Here is a 20,969-nt window from a genome sequence, read left to right as displayed (position 1 = left end):
GATGAAAATCCTATTGATTGGTGCCAGCGGCACCATAGGTTCAGCGGTCAAGGCAGAGTTGGCGCAACGCCACGAAGTGATCAGCATCGGCCGTACCAGCGGCGACTTCCAGGTGGACATCAGCGATAGCGCCTCGATACGCAGGCTGTTCGAGCGAGCCGGCAAGTTCGACGCCCTGATCTGCGCCGCAGGCAGTGTGAACTTCGTGGCACTGGGAGAGATGAGCGACAGCGATTTCGAACTGGGCCTGCGTGACAAGCTGATGGGCCAGGTCAATCTGCTGCTGATCGGGCGCGAATACGCCAATGACGGTGCCTCGTTTACGTTCACCAGCGGCATTCTCAACCGCGACCCGATCCGTACCGGTGCCTCGGCCGCGCTGGTCAACGGCGCGCTGGATGCCTTTGTCAAAGCCGCGGCGATCGAGTTGCCACGGGGCTTGCGTGTCAATTCGGTGAGCCCGACAGTGCTGCTGGAAGCCATGGGCAGCTACGCTCCATACTTTCGTGGGTACAAACCGGTGCCTGGTGCAGATGTGGCGTTGGCCTACGCGAAGAGTGTCGAGGGCTTGCAGACAGGGCAGACCTTTATCGTGGGCTGACCTGCCAAAGAAGGTTCTCGGTACCTGCCACCTTTAGTGCAGGTACCGAGTTGCCCATTCCGCAGCCAAGTCTTTGGGCACGGCTACTCTGAAGCTGCCCCCCATAATCCCTTGAACGTGGCTGGTGTATAAACGGCGACCATCGATATAAAGCGTCATCTGCTTTCCGTAGGTCAGCGTGGTAATGGCTGTGGTACGCGCCTTGGCCTCTTCGCTTAACGTAATGCTGGCCGATACGGTATCCGCATTCAGATTGTGGATACTCTTGAGTTCAAGCGAGATCTCGGTGAAGTCATTAGCCGACGAATACTCCAACCTCGCGGCGTCCTCAGCAAACACCGAAACGCTGGCAAACAGCAGTCCATATGCGCTCCATTTATTTGTCATCGCAACTCTCCCAGGCAAAGTCATCAACCCTTGCATACCGCCCCCCGTCCTTGCATCAGTAAAGGCTTAAAGGCTGACGTATGCCGCAGGTATTGGTTTCGAGCTGTTTACAGACTTGTGGTGCGACGCGAGGCTGCGTAACGTGGCGGCACTTGTTTTGGAGACCCGATCAATGCGCGCCGCTCGTACTCTTGCACTGTTTGCCCTGCTGCCCCTGTTCACCGCTTGCCAGATGTTCGAGAGCGAGCCGGCCAAACCGTCTACTGCCGGGCTGACCCGTATGCAGGGTGAGTTGACCGCTGTGGAGGGCAAATTGTTGTTCCAACCGTGCGGCGACAAACGCAACTATGTGGTCAACGACACCGGCGGCACCAGCATCCTGCAGGAAGCCGCGTCCCTGGCCGGCCAGCAAGGCGCGTTGTTTGCCGACCTGCGCGGCAAGTTTTCCGGGGTTGCCAGCGGCACCCAGGGTTCGCTCGACCTGCAACAACTCTATCGCGTAGAGCGCTCGACCTCAGCCTGCGACGATCCGGACTTCAAGCGCATGATCCTGCGCGCCAACGGCCATAAGCCGGCCTGGGCAATGAATGTCACAGCCAAGGGCATGGTGCTGGAACGCGAAGGCCAGCCACCGCTGGCGGTACCCTACGTCGAAGAACAACTGGGCGATGGGCGCTTCAACCTGATGACCGAAGCCAATAACCAGCACATCGAACTGTGGGTGGCGCCCCAGCGCTGCGTCGACAGCGTGAGCGGCAGCCTGCAACACATGAGCGCCGAGTTGCGGGTGAACGGCCAGGTGCAGCGTGGCTGCGCGGCGTTTGGCGGCTCCCGGGACGACTGATTGTGCCTTGGGCTGTTTTAACCTGACGGAAAACCACCTTTGGGGCTTATAATCGCCGGTTTGCAAAACAGCCGGCCTCCTTGCCCGCCGCCTACCGGATCCTGTCATGTTACGAATCACCGAACTCAAGCTGCCCATCGACCATCCCGAAGAAGACCTGCGGCCTGCCATCGTGCAGCGCCTGGGCATCGCCAGTGATGACCTGCTCGATTTCACCCTGTTCAAACGCAGCTACGACGCCCGTAAAAAGTCGTCGGAGCTGTGCTTCATCTACACCGTCGACCTGAACGTCAAGGGCGAAGCCGCCCTGCTGCTCAAGTTTGCCGATGACCGCAACGTCAATCCCGCGCCGGATGTCAGCTACAAGGTCGTGGGCCAGGCGCCGGCAGGCTTGGTTGAACGGCCGATCGTGGTGGGTTTTGGCCCCTGCGGGATCTTCGCCGGGCTTCTGCTGGCGCAGATGGGCTTCAAGCCGATCATCCTCGAACGCGGCAAAGAAGTGCGCCAACGCACCAAGGACACCTGGGGCCTGTGGCGTAAAAGCGTGCTCAACCCCGAGTCCAACGTGCAGTTCGGTGAAGGCGGTGCCGGGACCTTCTCCGACGGCAAGCTGTACAGCCAGATCAAGGACCCGAAATTCCACGGCCGCAAAGTGCTGCACGAGTTCGTCAAGGCCGGTGCACCGGAAGAGATCCTCTATGTCAGCAAGCCGCATATCGGCACTTTCCGCCTGACTGGCGTGGTAGAGAACATGCGCGAGCAAATCATCGCCCTGGGCGGTGAAGTCCGCTTTGAACAACGGGTCACTGATGTGTTGATCGAAGACGGGCAGTTGAACGGCGTGGTCATCGACGGCGGCGAGCAGATCCTTTCCAGGCACGTGATTCTTGCCCTGGGCCACAGCGCCCGTGACACCTTCCGTATGCTCCATGATCGCGGCGTGTACATGGAGGCCAAGCCGTTCTCGGTGGGCTTCCGTATCGAACACCCGCAGTCGCTGATCGACGCCGCACGTCTGGGCAAATACGCAGGCCATCCGAAACTGGGCGCAGCGGACTACAAGCTGGTGCACCACGCCAAGAATGGTCGCTCGGTCTACAGTTTCTGCATGTGCCCTGGCGGTACCGTGGTGGCTGCGACCTCAGAACCGAACCGCGTCGTGACAAACGGCATGAGTCAGTATTCGCGTAATGAACGCAACGCCAACTCCGGCATAGTGGTCGGCATCACCCCCGAGGTGGATTACCCGGGCGGCCCGCTGGCCGGTATCGAGTTGCAGGAGCGCCTGGAGTCCCACGCCTACATCCTCGGCGGCAGCAACTACGAGGCGCCCGCGCAACTGGTGGGTGACTTTATCGCCGGCAAACCTTCCACCGCCATCGGCAGCGTGGAGCCGTCCTACAAGCCCGGCGTGTCAATGGGCGACCTGGCCCTGGCCTTGCCGGACTTCGCCATCGAAGCCATCCGCGAAGCGTTGCCGGCGTTCGAAAAGCAGATCAAAGGCTATTCGCTGCACGATGCGGTGTTGACGGGGATCGAGACCCGCACATCATCACCGCTGCGCATAACCCGCGATGAGTCGATGCAGAGCCTGAATGTAAAAGGCCTGTTCCCAGCCGGGGAAGGCGCCGGTTATGCCGGCGGGATTCTGTCGGCGGGTGTTGACGGGATTCGGATTGCCGAGGCGTTGGCGCGGGATATGCTCGGCATCGAGGCCTGAGCACAGCGCAATACAAAGTGGGAGGGGGCTTGCTCCCGATAGCAGTGGTTCAGTCACAGTATTTTTGACTGACACACCGCAATCGGGAGCAAGCCCCCTCCCACATTTTGATTTGCGCCGGGTCAGATATTGGCGCGCAGGATCGTTTCGGGCAGCGACTCGCCCTGCTCGACACTCGCAGCCACCGCCGCGATCAAGCTCTCCAACTCATACCCCTGCCCCGCCAACCACGCCTGATCGTAATAGGTCGTGGCATAACGCTCGCCGCCATCACACAAGATCGCTACGATCGAGCCTGATTCTCCCGCCGCTTTCATCTGGTGCGCTGCCACCAACGCGCCGATCAGGTTGGTCCCGCTGGAACCGCCGACCCGTCGTCCCAAACGCCCAGCCAGGTAATGCATGGCCGCCAATGACAAGGCGTCTGGCACCTTGACCATCGCATCAATCACCGCCGGCAGAAACGACGCCTCGACACGCGGGCGACCAATCCCTTCGATTCGCGAACCACACTCCAGGCGCAGGCTGGCGTCGCCGCTCTGGTAGAAGTCGAAAAACACCGAGCGCTCGGCATCGGCACACAGCACGCGGGTGCAATGCTGGCGATAACGTACGTAGCGGCCCAGTGTCGCGGTGGTGCCGCCAGTGCCGGGGCTGGAAATCAACCAACTGGGCTCCGGGTGCTGCTCGAAGCGCATCTGCTGGAAGATCGATTCGGCAATGTTGTTGTTTGCGCGCCAGTCGGTAGCACGCTCGGCGTAGGTGAACTGGTCCATGAAGTGACCACCACTTTCCTGGGCCAGGCGTTCGGATTCGGCGTAGATCTGCGTCGGGTCCTGAACCAGATGGCTCTTGCCACCGTAGAAGGCGATCTGGGCGATCTTTTCCTGGGAGGTGGTGGCCGGCATGACGGCAATGAACGGCAACCCCAACAGGCGAGCGAAGTAGGCTTCAGAGATGGCTGTGGAACCGCTGGACGCTTCGATCACCGGGGCGCCCGGCTTGAGCCATCCATTGCACAGCGCGTACAAAAACAGCGAGCGAGCCAGCCGGTGTTTCAGGCTGCCTGTGGGGTGGCTGGATTCGTCCTTGAAGTACAACTCGATGCCGGGCAACCCAGGTAACGGCAACGGGATCAGGTGGGTGTCGGCGCTCCGCTGGAAGTCCGCTTCAATGATGCGAATGGCTTCGCGGGCCCAGGTACGGTGGTCGCTCATGGTGGACTCTCTAAGGTTTTCAGCCTGAATCTTAAGATGTTTCGTACACCCCACACAGATACAGTACCGACTCAATTTGACACACAACTGCTAGTCTTTTACGCATCTACAACACGACTCATTTCTTATAACAAATAAGAATATAACTTTTGTTTTAACAACTAACTGTACGGGTTAGGGTACCCACCTATTGAACCTCAAATGGAGAGCATCCCTTGCCTCTGCGTAGCACTTTTACTCGTTTCTTCCAGCTGGAAGCCGCCAGTGGTCTGTTGTTGATCGCCGCTGCCGCTTTGGCGCTGATCATCAACAACTCACCGTTGTCGCACCTGTACAACGCGTTTCTCGATACACCTGTGGTTGCCCAGGTCGGCGCGTTGAAAATCGCCAAGCCGGCACTGCTGTGGATAAACGACGGCCTGATGGCTCTGTTTTTCCTGCTGATCGGCCTGGAGGTCAAACGCGAACTGCTCGATGGTCACCTCTCCAAGCCTTCCCAGGTTGTGCTGCCCGGCGCGGCGGCCATCGGCGGCATGGTGGTGCCGGCGCTGATCTACTGGGCGCTGAACAAGGACAACCCGGCCGCCCTCGCCGGCTGGGCGATCCCGATGGCCACGGATATCGCGTTCGCTCTGGGCGTGCTGGCACTGCTGGGCAAGCGCGTACCGGTGTCGCTGAAGTTGTTCCTGATGACCCTCGCAATCATTGATGACCTCGGCGCCATCATCGTCATCGCACTGTTCTATTCCGCTGACTTGTCCGGCGCGTCCCTGGCGGGCGCGGGGGCTTGCTTGATTGCCTTGATTGCGATGAATCGCCTGGGCGTGATCAAGCTTGGGCCTTACCTGATCATCGGCCTGATCCTGTGGGTGTGCGTACTCAAGAGCGGTGTGCATGCCACACTGGCCGGCGTGACCCTGGCATTCTGCATTCCACTGCGCACCCGGAACGCCGAAACCTCACCGCTGCTGACCCTGGAGCACGCCCTGCACCCGTGGGTGGCCTACGCCATCCTGCCGTTGTTCGCGTTCGCCAATGCCGGGGTTTCCCTCACCGGCGTGAGTCTGGAGAGCTTCACTCACTCCGTGCCCATGGGCATCGCCGCCGGCCTGTTGATCGGCAAGACCATCGGTGTGTTCGGCCTCACTTGGCTGGCGATCAAGACTGGTATCGCGTCCCTGCCCAGCGGCGCCAACTGGGGCCAGGTTCTTGGCGTGGCTGTTCTGTGCGGTATCGGCTTCACCATGAGCCTGTTTGTCGGCTCCCTGGCGTTTGTGCCGGGTGCCAGCGAGTTTGCCGGTGAAGACCGCATGGGGATTCTGACCGGATCGATCCTGGCAGCCTTTATCGGGTATGCGGTGACGGCGATGGCGAGTCGCAAAAAAGCCTGAGCCCCTGGGAAAGCAGCATAAAAAAACCCCAACCGGTCACCCGGTTGGGGTTTTCTTTGCCCGATTACTTACCGCTTAGCGAGTAACGCGGCTGGTACCGTCAACGGTCATGATGCGTACGCGGTCACCGATGCGGAAGATTTCATTTTCCTGCACGGCTTGTACGTAGGCGCGCATGCTGCCGTCGTCTTCGCGCACGGTGATTTCCACGCCCTGGGTGCGGGTCAGGCCTTCTTCGGTGGCCGAGCCCAGCAGGCCGCCCGCGACCGCGCCGATTACAGCGGTGACGATGCTGCCACGGCCGCCACCGATGGCGCTGCCGCCAACACCACCGATGACTGCGCCAGCAGCGCCGCCGATTGGGGTCTTGGTGCCTTCGATTTTCACCGGACGCAGGGATTCGATGGTACCCATGCGCACGGTCTGAACGCGACGCGCCTCATCACGGGAGTACGAGTCGCCGGTCAGACTCGAGGCGCAGCCACCCAACAGCAATGACAGGGTGGTAAAGCAGGCAACTAGTAAAACGGACTTACGCATAGCATCAACTCCAAAGGACAGGTATTCATTAAACGCTGTGGCTTGGCGCCTGTCACGGCAAGCCGGGCAGAAAATTGCTTTCATTCAGCCTGAGTACAGACTGCCAGCACCAGAAAACACGACGAACGGTATCCTGGCTGGGGGGCGCAACGGTGCCATCAGCTGCTTGATCATTGTAGCCGCACAATCAAAAGCGCCGAAGTCTCCTGAATAGAGACGTCGGCGCAATGGGCATGATTCAGGCGCAATGACGAAAGGTGACGCTCAAGGCGCCAGACGCTCGCGGATCCATTGAGCGTCTTGTACACGATAGTTGAGACGATCATGCAGGCGGCTGGCGCGGCCCTGCCAGAACTCGATGCGCTCGGGCAGCAAACGGTACCCACCCCAATGCTCGGGGCAATCGGGCTGGGTATCGCTGAAACGCTGTTCGGTGGCCTTGAGCAGATCGTGCAGCTCTTCACGGTCACGAATGACCCTGCTCTGCGGGGATGCCCAGGCGCCGAGGCGGCTGCCCAACGGGCGCACCTGGTAATAGGCATCCGACTCTTCAGGGGTGACCTTGACCACGCGCCCTTCAATACGCACCTGGCGTTCCAGGGTCGGCCAGAAGAACGTCATGGCCGCAAACGGCCGCGCCGCAAGTTGCTCACCCTTGGCGCTCTGGTAGTTGGTGAAGAAGGTAAAGCCCTGTGCATCCAGGCCCTTGAGCAACAGGATGCGACAGTGCGGGCGACCGTCCTGGTCGACCGTCGCCAGGGTCATGGCATTGGCCTCCACCGGCGGCTGTTCGGTTTTCACCGCGTCGCCAAACCATTGGTGGAACAACGCAAACGGCTCGCCGGGGGCCTGGGCCTCGCTCAAACCGTCCCGTGTGTAGTCACGGCGCATATCAGCCAGTGCCTGGGTCATGCGGCTTTATCCTTATGGTTCAACGGCTCAGTTTTTCGCCTGGTCGTTCGAAGCGGGTGCAGCAGCCTTGGCTTTGGTTGCAGCCGGCTTCTTCGCAGCAGGTTTGGCCGCGGCCTTTTTAGCCGCTGGCTTGGCGGCCGCTTTCTTGGCCGGAGCCTTCTTGGCTGGTGCTTTTGCCGCTGGTGCCGGGGCTGGAGCATTCTGCACGGCAACCATTTCAGCAACCGGTGGCGTCTTGCCCGAATTGTACTGGCTCAGCAGTGCAAGCATCGTTGTACGCTGAGTGAACATGATTTCCATGCGACGATTCAGCGCACGCCCCTGGTTGCTGTCGTTGGCGGCACGCGGCATAAGGTCGCCCATGCCACGCAGCATCAAGCGGTCCTGCTTCAAACCACTAAGGCTGAAGATCGAAGCAATCGACTGCGCCCGCTCCTTGCTCAACGCCTGGCTCGCAGGAGCGCTGCCGGTGGCATCGACGTGGCCCAGAACCAGTACGGCGGTCTTGGGATCAGCCTCAACGGCCTTGGCCACACGAGTGAACGGGCCCAAAGTCACCGGCAGCAGCATCGCCGGACGCTTCGGGTTGTAGGAACCGTCTACCGGGGCAATCACGACCAGCACGTTGTCGCGACGCTCCAGTTGCAGCGAACTGCCCTTGATGGCCTCGCGCAGGCGTGGCTCGTAGTCGTCCAGCCAGGCTTGGGTGATTTTCGGGTCAGGCATTGGCACATTGGTCACGTCGACCTTGGCCAACGGCTTTGGCTTGCTTTCGAACGGCCACCACCAGCGGGGTTCGGCGTCGGTCTTGGCGACGACAGGTGCCGCGTCGGAAGTCGGGGTTGCGGCCTTCAGGTCGGCTTTCAGGTCGGCCTTGGCATCGGCGGCTTTTTCTTCGGCACTCTTGGTGGAGAACGGCCACCAGCTGTAGCCGGTATCAGCCTTGGCGGGCGAAGCAGGTGCAGCAGCAGCGGCGACAGGTTCAACAGGCTTGGCGCCGGCAGCTGGCTTGGCATCCGGCTTGGCGTCGGTTTGGGTCACTGCGTCCTTGGTCGCAGCCTTGTCCGATCCAAATGACCACCAATGCCCACCTTCGGCATCATTTTGTGGAGTTTGTGCGCAACCTGTAATAGTGAGGCACAGCGCCAGTGCCAAGGACTTGTTCGATAACATGAGATATCCACAAAATGAGAAAAAACCAGGGGGCCTGATGACCCGTTAAACAGACGCTTAAAGAACATTCAAGTTACAACATGTCGTTCAGCATCTTTTTATACTTGCCTTTGTAACAAAAAATTGTGAAACAGCAAGGGGTTTATAGACAACCGGCCAATATTCCGACCAACTTCTGCGCACGCGGGTCCATAAGTACGTAAGGGCCCAGGGTATTAGTCACAAAACCGAACGCTACATCATGTTCAGGGTCGGCAAAACCCACTGAGCCCCCTGCGCCGGGATGCCCGAAAGCGCGTGGCCCGAGGCCGAACGTGGCATTGGGCAGCTGCGGTTGATCCAACATACAGCCCAGGCCGAAACGGGTTTGGGTCAATAAGGTTTTATCCGGCCCAATACTGTGTTCGCGGGTCAATTGTTCGAGCATGTCGCTTTCCAGCAAACTACCGTCCAACAAACCGCTATAAAACCCGGCCAGGCTGCGCGCATTACCGTGACCATTTGCCGCGGGCTGCTGCATGCGTCGCCATTCGGGCTTATTAGTACTGGTCAGAATAGACGGTGGATTGGCAAATGCCCGTGTGGTCATCGCCGCCGGTTCGCGCATCATTACTTGAAGTAACCGTTGCGCGGCCTCATCCCCCATATTGCCCTTGCTGCGCGCTATATGGGCCACCCGATAAAACTCTGCATCCGCCAGGCCAACGTGGAAGTCCAGCCCCAGCGGCCGTGCGACCCGTGCCACGATCGACTCACCCGGCCCGCGCCCATCGGCGCGGCGCAACAGTTCGCCGACCAGCCAGCCGTAGGTAATCGCCTCGTAGCCATGCCCCTCGCCTGGTGTCCACCACGGCGCTTCGGCCGCCAGGGTGTCGACCATCAGTTGCCAGTCATACAGGGCTTCGGTAGGCAGCATTTCGCGGATGGCCGGCAGCCCGGCCTGGTGGCAGAGCAACTGGCGCAATGTGATCGCCTCCTTGCCCGCCGCCGCGAATTCCGGCCAGTAGTCAGCCACCGGTGCATCAAGCTTGAGCTTGCCTTCGGCCACCAATTGCAAAGCAGTGACAGCCGTGAAGGTCTTGGTGCAGGAGAACAGGTTGACGATGGTATCGCTGTGCCAGGCTTCGGCTCCGTCCTTGTCGGCAGTACCGGCCCACAGATCGACGACGGTTTGCCCGCCTACCTGGATACACAGCCCGGCACCACGCTCCTGGGGATCATCGAACAATGCGGCAAAGGCTTCGCGTACCGCTTCGAACTGCAGCTCGTAATGACCCTGAATCTGCACCTGATTCCCCTCGCAAAGCACCATGAAAAGTGGCCGCCATTCTTTCAGCCATTGTGGGTTTTGTGAACCCGTCAACGACGAATCAATGACCGTTGCCGGAGTGCCCACCGGCATGTCCAGCGCCCTGCCCTGCGCCTTTGCCGCCCTGCCCCTGCTTGGCGCCTTCACTTTCACGCGCCGTGCGGGTCGCCTTGGCTTTTTGCGCCTCACGGCCCAACTGGTCGACCGCCGCCAGGTTGCTCTTGCGCACACTGTCAACGAAGCCCTGGAAAGGTACATCGGTGATGCCGACAAGGCCGAAATGGCCGTTTTCGCCATCCAGCAGACGCCCGGTGACCGGCTGGTCCAGGTACTGGAACCAGTGCACGCCAACAATCGACGGCTCGGCCATGGCCTGCTTGAGGAACGTGGCGTACGCCGTACCGCGATCTTCTTCGCGGGCCAATTGCGTCACGCCGCCCCAGAACGGACCACGGTCGGCCGAGCCGAAGTTGAATTCGGTGATCAGCACCGGTTTGTCCAGCGCACGCAGGGCGGCGAAGTCATAACCGTCCTGGGGTTTTAGGGTGTACATGTTGAAGCTCAACACATCGCAATACTGCGCGCACGACGCCACTGCTTCCGGGGTGCTCACGGCAAAACGGCCGCCCAGCAACAGTTGGTTCGGCGCGTGCCACTTCAGCGAGTCGGAAATGGTCTTGAAGTAAGCGTCGGCGAAGGTCTTCTGGAAGTACTTGAAGTCAGCTTCGATTTCCGGGTGTTCAGGGCTGGGCATCGGTGGCTCGAAGCCTGGGTCTTCCATCAGTTCCCAGCCCGCCAGTTGAATACCCCAGGCTTTGGACAGACCTTCCTCGTTGCGATATTTGTCACGCAGCTGCTTGAGGAACGCGCGCTTGGCCGGGACATCGGTGGTCATGCGCAGGGTGCCGTAAGCCAAGGCGTAGCGGGATTTTGCATCGTCGCCAGGACCGGCCCAGGCCAGTTCGTTGTCGGCAAAAAAGCCGATCAACCACGGATCGTCGCGGTGATCACGAGCGGCGATGGCCACGGCGCGTTCGGTGGCCATCGCGAAACGTGGATCGAACGGATCGGGCATACCGCCCCACCAGTCGGTGCCGGTGCTGATGCTCGCGTAGTCACCCACAATCGACAGCGGCAGGGTATAAGGCACGCGGTCGGCAGTGGCCAGGTCCTCGTCGCTCCAGTTGCCCACGGTATTGAAACCCCAGGCTTGCAGACGGTCCAGGGTGTGCGTCACCCAGCGCTTCTGGTCCAAACCCTCGCCGCCGTAAGTGCGCTGCAGGTTGGCGCCATAAAAGTCATACCAACGCCCCGAACCAAAGCCGCGACCTTCGCCGGCACCGTTGCCGGTGCGGTTATCGCTGCTGCCGTAATACTTGTCGAAGGGTTCGCCGGCCTTGGGCAACGCCGCGAACATCCACTCACGCCCTGCCACGTAGGTCTGGCTGTTATCCGCAGCCACGGTGTTGACCCCCAGTGAATAGAACGGATGACCTTCAGGCGTCACCAGATACCAGCGGCCGTCGCGCTTCTCTGTGCGGAAAAAACCGCTGGAATCGAACGCCGGGCCTTTGTTCCAGCCGCCGTATTGGTCCAGGGAGGATTTGTCTCGCTCAGCCAACCAGGTTTTGAGCTGCTGTTGCTCTTTGGCAGCCGACGCCTTGAGCTGCTCGTCGCTGCTGACCTTTTCCGGCCAGCGCGCCCGGGTGGACTGGCCAAAAGCATCGACCAATTCGCTGTAGGCGGCCTTCGTTACCGGCTCGCTGTCCTGCACGCCAAAGCGCTCCAGCAGGATGCTTTGGGCGGCATTGGGCTTGATCATCGACAGGGTCACCGACACCACCTGGCTGCGGTCGATTTCGCCGGCACTGCCGGCCAGCAATACGCGCTGGCCATCCACGGTCATCGGCATCGGCGGACCAGCCTTCATGCCCTGGCTCAGTGGCGAGTTGGCTTGCAATGGTACCAGCAGGGTCTGCGCAGGCCCGGCCGGCAAGTCGATGCGGCTGACCAGGGTCTTGCCGTCGGCGCTCTGCACCTTGACGTAGAGGGTCAGTGCCCAGTTCATCGCGCTCTGGATACGCAGGCTCATGGCGCTCGATTGCGACCAGTCCCACACACCGGATTGCGGGCTGAGCACCAGGCTTGGCTCGGCCGCCGGGTTGAAGGTGATACGGCGCAGCACCTCGCCTTCGGGAGTTTGTTCGGCGTTGTATTGGGGCAGGCTGGCGTCCTGAGTCGCCACCTTGACCACATCGGCAGGCCGGACGAAGTTGAACAGCGTTTGTTGCCCGGCAGGCGCGGCCATCAACGGCGCAGCGAACAGCAAGGCAAAAAGAGCGGGCAGCGTGCGAATCATACGAACAAGGTTCTCCCAAACGGCCGGTGAATGGCCTGGTGATAGTGATGAGATAGACCACAAAGTGGGCGAATTCGCCCACGGGGGTTTAAGAAATTTCGCGCCTGAACGGCGGCAACGCATTGAGGATAGCTTTGCCATAGCGTTGGGTGACCAGGCGGCGGTCAAGCAAGGTGATGGTGCCGCGGTCTTGCTCGGTGCGCAGCAAGCGCCCGCAGGCCTGCACCAGCTTCAATGAGGCATCCGGCACCGAGATTTCCATGAACGGGTTGCCGCCACGGGCTTCGATCCATTCGGCCAGTGCGGCCTCGACCGGATCATCGGGCACCGAGAACGGGATCTTGGCGATCACCACGTGTTCGCAATAAGCGCCAGGCAAGTCCACGCCCTCGGCAAAACTTGCCAGGCCGAACAATACGCTGGAATCACCGCCGTCGACCCGCGCCTTGTGCTTGTTCAGGGTTTCCTGCTTGGACAGGTTGCCCTGGATAAACACCTGTTTGCGCCAGTCGCGGTCGAGGCCATCGAACACGTCCTGCATCTGTTTGCGCGACGAGAACAGCACCAGGGTGCCGCGCGAACCTTCCACCAGTGACGGCAGATCGCGAATGATCGCCGCCGTGTGGGCAGCCGCATCCCGAGGGTCAGCCTTGAGGTCTGGTACGCGCAGCACACCGGCATCGGCATGATGAAACGGGCTCGGTACCACAGCGGTAACGGCCTTTTTCGGCAGGCCGGCGCGCATACGGAAGCGATCAAAGGTGCCCAGGGCGGTCAGCGTGGCCGACGTTACCAGGCAGCCGTAGGCCACGTTCCACAGGTTGCGGCGCAGCATTTCAGCGGCGAGGATCGGGCTGGCGTTGACCTCGATATCAAACAGCGCACCGCTTTCCGACAGGGTAAGCCAACGGGCCATGGGCGGGTTGTCTTCCGGATCTTCCACGGTGAACGCGGTCCACAGCTCCCAGTTGCCCTGGGAGCGGGACAACAGGCTGCCGAACAGCGGGTACCACTCCTCGGCCTGGTTGCTGGCGATGCCGATATTAACCTCGCCATCCATGCCTTCCTTGAGCAAATCCGTAAGGCGGGTGAACAAGTCGGTCAGGCGTGAAAAGCCTTTCTTCAGCTCGATGCCCATTTCGCGCATGTGCTCGGGGATCATGCCGCCGACAAAACGGTGGCGCGGGCGCTCACGGCCCTCGACGTCTTCGCCGGGCTTGAAGTCGGCTACCTGTTCGCAGGCGCTGAACATGAATTGCTGTTGGGTCTTGATCTCCCGCGCCAGCTCCGGCACCTGCTCGATCAGCTTGCCCAGGTCGCCGGGCAGCGGATGCTGGGCCAGCAACTTGGTGAGGTTCTTGGCAGTGGTTTCCAGCCAGTCGGCAGTGGAACGCAGGCGCGTGTAATGGGCGAAGTGGCCGATGGCTTTGTCCGGCAGGTGGTGACCTTCGTCGAACACATAAAGCGTGTCGCGTGGATCGGGCAGCACCGCGCCGCCGCCCAGTGCCAGGTCGGCCAGCACCATGTCGTGGTTGGTGACGATGACATCCACCTTGCCCATGCCTTCGCGGGCCTTGTAGAAGGCGCACTGGCCGAAATTGGGGCAATGGCGATTGGTGCACTGGCTGTGGTCGGTGGTCAGGCGCGCCCAGTCGGAATCCTCCAGGGCGGTGGGCCAGCTGTCGCGGTCGCCGTCCCATTTGTTGCCGGCCAGTTTCTCGATCATGCTGGTAAATAGCTTCTGGCTGGCCTCGTCGACCTCGATCTTGAAGCCTTCTTCTTCGAACAGCGACGCGGTGGCGGTTTGCGCATGGCCTTCCTGCAGCAACACGTCGAGCTTGGACAGGCACATGTAGCGGCCACGGCCCTTGGCCAGGGCGAAGGTAAAGCTCAAGCCGCTGTTGCGCATCAGGTCGGGCAAGTCTTTGTAGACAATCTGCTCTTGCAGGGCGACGGTGGCGGTGGCGATTACCAGGCGCTTGCCGGCGGCCTTGGCGGTGGGGATCGCGGCCAGGCTGTAGGCCACAGTCTTGCCAGTACCGGTGCCGGCCTCGACGGCCACAACCGCGGGTTCGCCCTCGCGGCGACCTTCGTCGTCGGTGTCGATATCCCCGAGGACTTTCGCCACTTCGGCGATCATCAGGCGTTGGCCGTAGCGCGGTTTCAAGCTCTTGGCTTCGAGAAAACGCGAATAGGCGCCCTGGATCGTGGTTTTGAGTTCAGTGCTGATCATGGATAGTCGGGCGCAAAAAACGCTGGATAAATTTTCAGTGGTTCGGATCGGCCGCTATCATACCCCGCTAATTAATCCCGCGCAGAACGGAGTACCACAATGACCGCGTTTAGCCTCGCTTACACCCTGCATGTACTGGCCGCCCTGATTTGGGTCGGCGGTATGTTTTTCGCCTGGATGATCCTGCGACCCGCCGCCATGGCGGCCCTTGAGGGCCCTGCCCGACTCAAGTTGTGGGCAAATGTGTTTCAACGTTTTTTTGTGTGGGTGTGGGTCGCGGTCGTGATTTTGCCGATCAGCGGCGTTGGTTTGCTGCAACTGCGCTTCAACGGTTTTGAAACCGCGCCGCGCTATGTGCAGGTGATGATGGGGTTGTATCTGGTGATGACCGCGCTGTTTATTCGTATCCAGGCGTTGAAGTTCCCGGAACTGCGCAAGGCGGTGGCGGCTGAGGACTGGCCGGCGGGCGCGGCTGCGCTGGGGCAGATTCGCAAATTGGTGGGGATTAATCTGATCGTAGGGTTGGTGGTGGTGGCGATTGCTTCGGCCCGGCCGATGTTCTGAGGCGAGGCTTGCATCGCCATCGGGGTGTGGATATCTACACAACTACAGTTCGCCGTACCCAACGGTAACCACGATGCGAAGCGAGCCGCTCTTGATCTTGATCTGCTTTTGATCTTAAGCGCCCCGTCAAACCACGCTGGCCGGAATTCGACAGGGATTTGGGGGGTAAACCGGCAGGGATGCCGGTTTAGCCGCCCCGCGCCATGGATGGCGCGTGGCGGCGGCCCCCCAAATACCTGGCGGATTACGGGCACACCGAGCCTGAGCGAGGTGCCGAGTGGTGGGGCAAGAGCGCTTTGGTTACTTTCGCGCTTTTCGAAAGTGACCCGCCGTAAGGGCGGAACCAATAGCAGCCGTTACCCAAACAACGGATATGTACTCGGTCTGATCCAGCATCCTGGTCGGCCCTAAGGCCGCCATCGGGGGCAAGTCGGAACAGTCGACTCAGAGCCGCTGAATAGTCACCGCCCCCGCAGGCCCAGCCGGCCCCGGCTGCCCTTCAAGACCAGGCCGGCCCTTGTCGCCACCATCGGCGCGGTAAACCAGGCAGCCCTTGGACTGCCCACCCTTGCCAGGTTTACCCGCCACGCCAGGCAACCCACCGGCACCGCCGTCCACCCAGACCTTGATTTGCTCAATCGGGAAGTCCTGCGGCAACTCCAGGCGTACCTGCGCACCCGCCGCACCCGGCAGGCCGTCACCGCCGTTGTCACCGTTAAACCCGCGCCCGGCCGAACCCCAGGTGCAGCCTGGGTCCACGCCGTTGGCGCCATCCAGGCCCGCGTACCCTTGGGCACCGGCACCGCCGCGGGCGTCTACCGACAACGCTTCAGCAGTGAGGGAATTGATCCGCAAGGTCAGGTCACGCCCAGCCTTGGCAGGTTTTTCATGGGTGCCGGGGGCGCCGCGGGACGTGATCTGGCTACCCTGCTCCAGTTGCGCCTGGCGCACTTGCATTTGCAGCGCGCTAGCGCCGGGAACAATGGTGATGCGTGCGTCACGCCCCAGGTGCAACTCATCCACAGTGACCTGACTGATAGTGGCCGGAATCAGCAAAGTGCCATAGTCCGCCACGTCCAGGCGCTCAAGCTGCAACACGCTGGTACTGCTGGGCAGGCGCATCAACGAGTTGGTTTCGACACTGACGCTCTGGGCCAGGGCAATGGGGCTGACCAACAGGGCCAACAGAAAAACCTTACGCATCATGGGGCTCCTGAGTATTTTCAAATTTTTCTTTGAGCGCACAGTAACGACTTCTACCGGCGATTTGCCAGTGAAGGATCAAAAAACTTCCGCAGGTACGGTACAAGCCGCCGCGGCCTTGACCGCAATGTCCTAGGCTCGCACGCCCAGCCGCGCTAGTCTCTACCGTCCTGATGTGAGGATCTGCAATGACCGCTGGAATTTCTTCCCGTACACCCCAGCAAGCCCTGGCTGCCCTGCTTGAATTGCACCAGCCCAAACGCCTGCTGTTATTGGGCGCCAGCCAGTTTCCGGCGCTGGAGGCGTTTAAAACCGCGCACCCGGATGTGAACGTCTGTGTCGCCGCACCTGGGCCACTGCCTGCCGAACTGGCAGCGCAGCGTTTTGATTTGGCGCTGGTAGTCGATTGCCTTGAACACTTGCCCAAGCCTCAAGGTCTGACGCTTCTGGGCGGCATTCGAAACCTCAATGCCAGCCGGATCGCGGTGCTGGTCGACCTGCGCGCCTGCGAATGGAAGGACACCGACTTCTTTTCCCTGGCACTGCAAGCCGGCGAGCGATTCCAGCGCGATGAGCAAGTTCTGACGCTGTTTACCTATGATCTGCTTGACTATAAACAAGTGCCCGACTGGCTCAACGCACGCTTCTGGGCCAACCCGGAGAATTTTGGAAAGTATTGGTGGTAACCCGATGAGTACATCCATTTGCCCGTGCGGCAGCGGCAATCTGCTGGATGCCTGCTGCGGCCATTATCACGCCGGCCACCCGGCGCCCTGTGCCAGTGCGTTGATGCGCTCGCGCTACAGCGCCTATGTGCTGGGCCTGGTCGATTACCTGGTGGCCACCACCCTGCCCGCGCAACAGGCCGGTCTGGACCGCGACGCCATCGCCGTCTGGAGTGCGCAGAGCACCTGGCTGGGCCTTGAGGTGGAAAGCTCCGAGGTCTTCGGCGGCCAGCCGGAACACGCATTCGTCACCTTTACTGCGCGCTGGCATGACAGCACCGGCGAACATAGCCACCGCGAGCAGTCTTCTTTCGTACAGAATGAGGGGCGCTGGTACTTCATAGACCCGACGGTGGAACTGAAGGCCGGGCGTAATGACCCGTGCCTGTGCGGCAGTGGGCAGAAGTTCAAGAAGTGCTGTTCCAGCTACCTTTAACTCACTCACAGGGATAACGCCATGCTTCGGATTTATAGCTTGATGCTGGCGTTAACCCTGGGCCTGACCGGCTGCGCCTCGTGGTTCGAAGATGACTCGCCGCCGCCTCACGTATCGCTGGTGAAGGTCGAAGTCGTGCGCGCCAAGCTGCTGGAGCAGAAATTCAAACTCTACTTTCGCGTGGACAACCGCGACGATGCCGACCTGACCGTGCGCGGCCTGATCTACAAGGTCACCCTTGGCGATCTGGTGTTGACCGAAGGCGAATCCAATGAATGGCTGACCGTGCCGCCGCGCGGTCATAAAGTCTTCCGGGTCTCGGTACGTACCAACCTCTGGCCACGCGTACGCGATGTGGTGCAGATGCTGAAAAATCCCGAGCGCCCCGTGCCCTATCGCCTGGAGGGCGAGCTGAAAACCGGATTATTCATCGGTAATGACGTGCAGGTGGCTCACAATGGCGAGATAATCCCCGGCGATTTTATTCCGGAGCAACATCGATGACTCAGCAACCCCATGTCCATGGTCCTGACTGCAACCACGATCACGATCACCATGATCACGACCACGGCCATGTCCACGGGCCGAACTGCGGCCACGCTCACCAGGAACCGGTGCGCAACGCCTTGAAGGATGTTGGCCGCAACGATCCTTGCCCGTGCGGCAGCGAGAAGAAATTCAAGAAGTGCCATGGCGCATAAGCCGCACTGATGATCAAAATGTGGGAGGGGGCTTTCTCCCTCCTACATTGATTTGCACATAGCTTGAGCACTCACGCAATTACACAACTCCCGCTTGCGTCGTTTCGCCGCGCTCACTAACGTAGCGCCTTTACTGACGCTACCCCCCGCAGGAGCTTTGCCATGGCCTCGCCAGCCCTCTTACACTTTCTTCCCCGGTTCGGCGTTGCCGCGGCAGTGGCCAGTGCCTTGGGCCTGGCGGGTTGCCAGCTCCAGAACACCCAGGACACCCTGCCACCCGTGGCTGGCGTACAGCCAATCAAGGGCCTGGCACAGAATGTATCGATACGCCGCAATGCCCAAGGCATGCCGCTGATCGAAAGCAACACCTTCCACGACGCGCTGTTCAGCCTTGGTTATGTGCACGCCAGCGATCGCATTACCCAGATGGTCACCTTGCGCCTGCTGGCACAGGGCCGCCTGGCGGAAATGTCCGGGCCTCAAGTGCTGGATGTCGACCGTTTCATGCGTGCGGTCAACCTCAAGAAAAGCGCGGGCGAGCTGTACAACGCCTCGTCGCCGCGCCTCAAGCGCTTCTTTGAAGTGTATGCCCGGGGCGTCAATGCCTACCTGTTCCGCTATCGCGACAAGCTGCCGGCGGACCTGGCCCAAAGCGGTTACACACCCGAATACTGGAAGCCGGAAGACTCGGCGCTGCTGTTCTGCCTGCTCAATTTCAGCGAGTCGAGCAACCTGCAGGAAGAGATTTCGTCCTTGGTGCTGGCGCAAAAGGTCGGCGTCGACAAACTCGCCTGGCTCATCCCAAGCGCGCCGGACGAAGCCGTGCCGCTGGCCGAGGCCGACAAGCTCAAGGGCGTGAACCTGGGGCAGATCAGCGGCCTCGCCGCCCTGGACACGGTAAGCCAGCAGTTGAGCGGCCTCAACACGCTCGGGGTCACCACCTCAAGCAACTGGGCCATCGCCCCGCAACGCAGCCGCAGCGGCAAAAGCCTGCTGGCCAACGATATCGCCGCCACGCCACAAGCCCCGTCGCCATGGAGCTACGTGCAGATTCGCGCACCTAAATATCAGGCCGTGGGTGCCTCGATCGCTGGCCTGCCGACCCTGCTATCCGGTTTCAACGGCAAGGTGGCGTGGAGCATGAGCACGGTCAAGGGCGACACCCAAGACCTGTTCCTGGAGAAGGTCAAGCGCCAGGGCAGCGCGTTGTACTACGAGAACAACGGCAAATGGCTGCCGGCTGGCGTGCGCAACGAAACCTTCTTCATCAAGGGCCAGCGCTCGATTCGCGAAACGGTGTACGAAACCCGTCACGGCGCGCTGCTCAATAGCAGCCAGGCCCTCACCAGCGGTCTCGGCCTGGCCCTGCAGACTGCCGATTTCAAGGACGACAAGAGCCTGGATGCGTTCTTCGACCTGTCCCGTGCGCAAAACGCCGGCAAGGCCTCGGACGCCACTCGCGAGATTCGCGCCATCGCGTTGAACATGATCTTTGCCGACGCCAGCAATATCGGCTGGCAAGTCACCGGCCGCTTCCCCAACCGCCGCGAGGGCGAGGGCCTGTTGCCATCGCCGGGTTGGGACACGCGCTTTGACTGGGACGGTTATGCCGATGCGATGCTGCACCCCTACGACCAGGACCCGGCCCAGGGCTGGATCGGCACGGCCAACCAGCGCACCGCACCGCGTGGCTACGGGATGCAGTTGTCCAACTCCTGGGACGCACCGGAGCGCAGCGAACGTCTGGCGCAATTGGCCGGTGCCGGCAAGCATGACAGCCGCAGCCTGATTGCCATGCAATACGACCAGACCACGACCTTCGCCGCCAAGCTCAAGAGCATGTTCCAGGCCCCGGGCATGGCCCAGCCGCTCAAACAGGCAATCGACGCCCTGCCGCCAGCGGAGCGCGCCAAGGCTCGCGAAGCACTGGAGCGCCTGATGGCATTCGATGGTCGCCTTGCGCCAACCTCGGCTGACGCGGCAATCTACGAGCTGTTCCTGCAGGAAAGCGCCAGGCAGATTTTCCTCGACAAACTCGGCCCGCAAGGCAGCGCCAGCTGGAAAGCCTTTGTCAGCAACGCCAGCCTGTCCTACTCAGCCATCGCCGACCACCTGCTGGGCCGCGAAGACAGCCCGTTCTGGGATGACACGCGGACCGCGCAAAAAGAAGACAAACCGGCGATCCTGGCCCGCACGCTTGCCGCCGCTATCTCTGCCGGTGACAGCCAACTGGGTGCCGATAACAAAGCCTGGCAGTGGGGCAAGCTGCACAGCACCACGTGGAAAAACACCAGCGGCCAGGTCATCCGCGGCCCCTTTGCCAGCGGTGGCGACCACAACACCTTGAACCCGGCGCCGTATAACTGGGGCGAGGATTTCAACACCACCCAGGTGTCGGCGCTGCGCATGATCATCGACTTCGGCCTGGCCGAACCCATGCTGGGCCAGGGCGGTATCGGCCAGTCCGGCAACCCGGCCAGCCCGAACTATGCCAACGGCATCGACCCGGCGCTCAAGGCGCAATACCTGAGCTTCCCGATGCAGCCGCAGAACTTTGAAAAGGTGTATGGCAAGATTAGGTTGACCCTGACGCCCGGCAAGTAACCCGGTTTCCCAGCAGAAACCGAATCCAAATGTGGGAGGGGGCTTGCTCC

19 protein-coding genes are annotated in these 20,969 nt (G+C 61.0%); 10 read left to right on the top strand and 9 right to left on the bottom strand.

Annotation, left to right across the window (positions count from 1 at the left end; all coding sequences use genetic code 11):
* Position 1 precedes the first annotated feature (1 nt).
* Positions 2-601, top strand: coding sequence for a short chain dehydrogenase (locus FW800_RS00650; protein ID WP_446436763.1), 600 nt, complete (start codon positions 2-4; stop codon positions 599-601).
* A gap of 33 nt (positions 602-634) precedes the next feature.
* Here FW800_RS00650 and FW800_RS00645 read toward each other — a convergent pair whose 3' ends face one another.
* Positions 635-1,024, bottom strand: a complete 390-nt coding sequence (locus FW800_RS00645) for a hypothetical protein (protein ID WP_446436762.1) — start codon at positions 1,022-1,024, stop codon at positions 635-637.
* Positions 1,025-1,160: 136 nt separating this feature from the next.
* On the opposite strand from FW800_RS00645, the gene FW800_RS00640 reads away from it, so the two are divergent.
* Both FW800_RS00640 and FW800_RS00635 read left to right on the top strand, forming a co-directional pair.
* Complete coding sequence (locus tag FW800_RS00640) at positions 1,161-1,832, top strand: COG3650 family protein (protein WP_032877341.1); 672 nt, start codon at positions 1,161-1,163, stop codon at positions 1,830-1,832.
* 106 nt (positions 1,833-1,938) lie between these two features.
* Complete coding sequence (locus FW800_RS00635; protein ID WP_078820488.1) at positions 1,939-3,552, top strand: NAD(P)/FAD-dependent oxidoreductase; 1,614 nt, start codon at positions 1,939-1,941, stop codon at positions 3,550-3,552.
* Positions 3,553-3,674: 122 nt separating this feature from the next.
* Here FW800_RS00635 and FW800_RS00630 read toward each other — a convergent pair whose 3' ends face one another.
* Positions 3,675-4,769 carry a PLP-dependent cysteine synthase family protein gene (locus FW800_RS00630; protein WP_032877343.1) on the bottom strand — a complete coding sequence of 365 codons (1,095 nt, stop codon included), beginning with the start codon at positions 4,767-4,769 and terminating at the stop codon, positions 3,675-3,677.
* A 215-nt stretch (positions 4,770-4,984) separates the two neighbouring features.
* Between FW800_RS00630 and nhaA the strand changes: the two genes are divergently transcribed.
* Positions 4,985-6,160, top strand: a complete 1,176-nt coding sequence (gene nhaA / locus FW800_RS00625) for a Na+/H+ antiporter NhaA (RefSeq protein ID WP_005785813.1) — start codon at positions 4,985-4,987, stop codon at positions 6,158-6,160.
* 75 nt (positions 6,161-6,235) lie between these two features.
* Here the strand turns inward: nhaA and FW800_RS00620 are convergent, their stop codons facing one another.
* The 6 genes from FW800_RS00620 to dinG all read right to left on the bottom strand — a co-directional run bounded on the left by FW800_RS00620 (position 6,236) and on the right by dinG (position 14,686).
* A complete protein-coding gene (locus tag FW800_RS00620) occupies positions 6,236-6,700 on the bottom strand; it encodes a glycine zipper 2TM domain-containing protein (protein WP_003189251.1) in 465 nt (154 codons plus the stop codon).
* 264 nt (positions 6,701-6,964) lie between these two features.
* Positions 6,965-7,612, bottom strand: a complete 648-nt coding sequence (gene pdxH / locus FW800_RS00615; RefSeq protein ID WP_032877344.1) for a pyridoxamine 5'-phosphate oxidase — start codon at positions 7,610-7,612, stop codon at positions 6,965-6,967.
* A gap of 27 nt (positions 7,613-7,639) precedes the next feature.
* Positions 7,640-8,785 (bottom strand): OmpA family protein, encoded by a 1,146-nt coding sequence (locus FW800_RS00610; RefSeq protein ID WP_005785808.1) that lies wholly within the window; start codon positions 8,783-8,785, stop codon positions 7,640-7,642.
* Positions 8,786-8,927: 142 nt separating this feature from the next.
* On the bottom strand, positions 8,928-10,073 hold the full coding sequence (locus FW800_RS00605) for an EstA family serine hydrolase (RefSeq protein WP_032881067.1): 1,146 nt from the start codon (positions 10,071-10,073) through the stop codon (positions 8,928-8,930).
* Positions 10,074-10,155: 82 nt separating this feature from the next.
* Positions 10,156-12,453 (bottom strand): beta-galactosidase, encoded by a 2,298-nt coding sequence (locus FW800_RS00600; protein WP_446436761.1) that lies wholly within the window; start codon positions 12,451-12,453, stop codon positions 10,156-10,158.
* 88 nt (positions 12,454-12,541) lie between these two features.
* Entirely contained in the window at positions 12,542-14,686 is a 2,145-nt protein-coding gene (gene dinG / locus FW800_RS00595; RefSeq protein ID WP_005785803.1) for an ATP-dependent DNA helicase DinG, read from the bottom strand.
* 99 nt (positions 14,687-14,785) lie between these two features.
* Here dinG and FW800_RS00590 point away from each other — a divergent pair, with 99 nt between their 5' ends.
* Positions 14,786-15,250 carry a CopD family protein gene (locus tag FW800_RS00590; protein WP_122735370.1) on the top strand — a complete coding sequence of 155 codons (465 nt, stop codon included), beginning with the start codon at positions 14,786-14,788 and terminating at the stop codon, positions 15,248-15,250.
* A gap of 444 nt (positions 15,251-15,694) precedes the next feature.
* On the opposite strand, the gene FW800_RS00585 is transcribed toward FW800_RS00590, so the two are convergent.
* Complete coding sequence (locus tag FW800_RS00585; RefSeq protein WP_078820485.1) at positions 15,695-16,453, bottom strand: collagen-like triple helix repeat-containing protein; 759 nt, start codon at positions 16,451-16,453, stop codon at positions 15,695-15,697.
* Positions 16,454-16,641: 188 nt separating this feature from the next.
* Between FW800_RS00585 and FW800_RS00580 the strand changes: the two genes are divergently transcribed.
* From FW800_RS00580 to FW800_RS00560, 5 genes are all read left to right on the top strand, one after another.
* On the top strand, positions 16,642-17,139 hold the full coding sequence (locus FW800_RS00580; RefSeq protein ID WP_032877349.1) for a DUF6231 family protein: 498 nt from the start codon (positions 16,642-16,644) through the stop codon (positions 17,137-17,139).
* Positions 17,140-17,143: 4 nt separating this feature from the next.
* Positions 17,144-17,614 (top strand): YchJ family protein, encoded by a 471-nt coding sequence (locus tag FW800_RS00575; RefSeq protein WP_446436760.1) that lies wholly within the window; start codon positions 17,144-17,146, stop codon positions 17,612-17,614.
* 21 nt (positions 17,615-17,635) lie between these two features.
* Complete coding sequence (locus tag FW800_RS00570) at positions 17,636-18,118, top strand: LEA type 2 family protein (protein ID WP_005785795.1); 483 nt, start codon at positions 17,636-17,638, stop codon at positions 18,116-18,118.
* Complete coding sequence (locus FW800_RS00565) at positions 18,115-18,315, top strand: SEC-C metal-binding domain-containing protein (protein ID WP_003189235.1); 201 nt, start codon at positions 18,115-18,117, stop codon at positions 18,313-18,315. The genes FW800_RS00570 and FW800_RS00565 overlap by 4 nt, the downstream gene beginning before the upstream one ends.
* A gap of 162 nt (positions 18,316-18,477) precedes the next feature.
* Complete coding sequence (locus tag FW800_RS00560) at positions 18,478-20,919, top strand: penicillin acylase family protein (protein WP_446436759.1); 2,442 nt, start codon at positions 18,478-18,480, stop codon at positions 20,917-20,919.
* Positions 20,920-20,969: the final 50 nt, after the last annotated feature.

The organism is Pseudomonas sp. 910_23, from assembly GCF_052850795.1.
The sequence above is the reverse complement of the archived record's forward strand: the minus strand, read 5'-3'. Positions and strand labels throughout refer to the sequence as shown.